Origin of the sequence: Ancylomarina sp. 16SWW S1-10-2 (assembly GCF_009669305.1) — a bacterium.
Classification (GTDB): domain Bacteria; phylum Bacteroidota; class Bacteroidia; order Bacteroidales; family Marinifilaceae; genus Ancylomarina.
Window position 1 is genome coordinate 1 of the sequence record NZ_SADB01000079.1, and the last position, 1037, is coordinate 1037.

The following is a 1037-nucleotide window of genomic DNA, read 5'->3' on the forward strand; positions in this document are numbered from 1 at the left end:
GTGAGAAACAAATTGATACATCGTATATATGCTGTAATAACTACCGGACAGGAATATGACAAAAATTATTACCAGAATAATATGAATATAGCAGCTTAAATAAATATAAATTTTAAACCTAAATTCTTGGATTAACCATAGAATTCGGAACGAACCAGTGATCACTTATATTTTTCCAATAACTTTTTAGTAATATCAGCATATTTAAGCAAGTTCTCAATATAAACTCTACTTTTCATGCTCTTTATATGAGATTCGATTCGTCTTGCTTGTGCTATAGAGATACAATTAATTTTATAAAACAAACCCCAATCTTTAGCTCTTGTGGAATACGAACCGCTGAAAACTTTATCATTATGCAGCAATAATCTTTGTTCAAAATCCTTACTACATCCAACATAATAACGATCTACACTCTTACTGTACAAAATATATACAACAATTTCCATAGAAATAAAGGTACAAAAAAAGCCGATCGTTAAGATCGGCTTCTTGGGTGGTGCCACCTGGTTCCGAAAGCTTTCGGAACGAACCTGTGATCACATATACTTTTCTAATAATCGTTTAGTGATATCGTCATATTTAAGCAAGTTCTCAATATAAACTCTACTTTTCATACTCTTAATATGAGATTCTATTCGTCTCGCCTGCGCAATAGAGAAACAATTTATTTTATAAAACAAAACCCAATCTTTAGCTCTTGTGGAATACGAACCGCTGAAAACTTTATCATTATGCAGCAATAATCTTTGTTCAAGACCCTTACTATATCCAACATAATAACGATCAACACTTCTGCTGTATAAAATATACACAACAATTTCCATAAAAATAAAGGTACAAAAAAAGCGATCGTTAAGATCGGCTTCTTGGGTGGTGCCACCTGGTTCCGAAAGCTCGTACGTTTACGAAAGAAAATAAAAGGATTCATTCATACCCTAATTTTGTATTTTAGGGGCTTGAATGGAAGGAGATAGTACCACTGGGAAGGCAAGATACGATTGAATCGATATCGTCCGAAAGAAATAGTGGCTATT

Annotated in this window: 2 protein-coding genes; both read right to left on the reverse strand. The window is 33.1% G+C overall.

The window, feature by feature from the left end:
* Positions 1-161: 161 nt before the first annotated feature.
* Positions 162-449, reverse strand: a complete 288-nt coding sequence (locus EMN46_RS18580) for a GIY-YIG nuclease family protein (protein WP_154202512.1) — start codon at positions 447-449, stop codon at positions 162-164.
* A 90-nt stretch (positions 450-539) separates the two neighbouring features.
* Complete coding sequence (locus tag EMN46_RS20570) at positions 540-827, reverse strand: GIY-YIG nuclease family protein (RefSeq protein WP_154202514.1); 288 nt, start codon at positions 825-827, stop codon at positions 540-542.
* Between the last annotated feature and the right edge of the window lie 210 nt (positions 828-1037).

Excerpts from the sequence above, each read along its gene's own strand:
- EMN46_RS20570 (WP_154202514.1), bottom strand. The coding sequence starts at position 827 with ATGGAAATTGTTGTGTATATTTTATACAGCAGAAGTGTTGATCGTTAT.
- EMN46_RS18580 (WP_154202512.1), bottom strand. The coding sequence starts at position 449 with ATGGAAATTGTTGTATATATTTTGTACAGTAAGAGTGTAGATCGTTAT.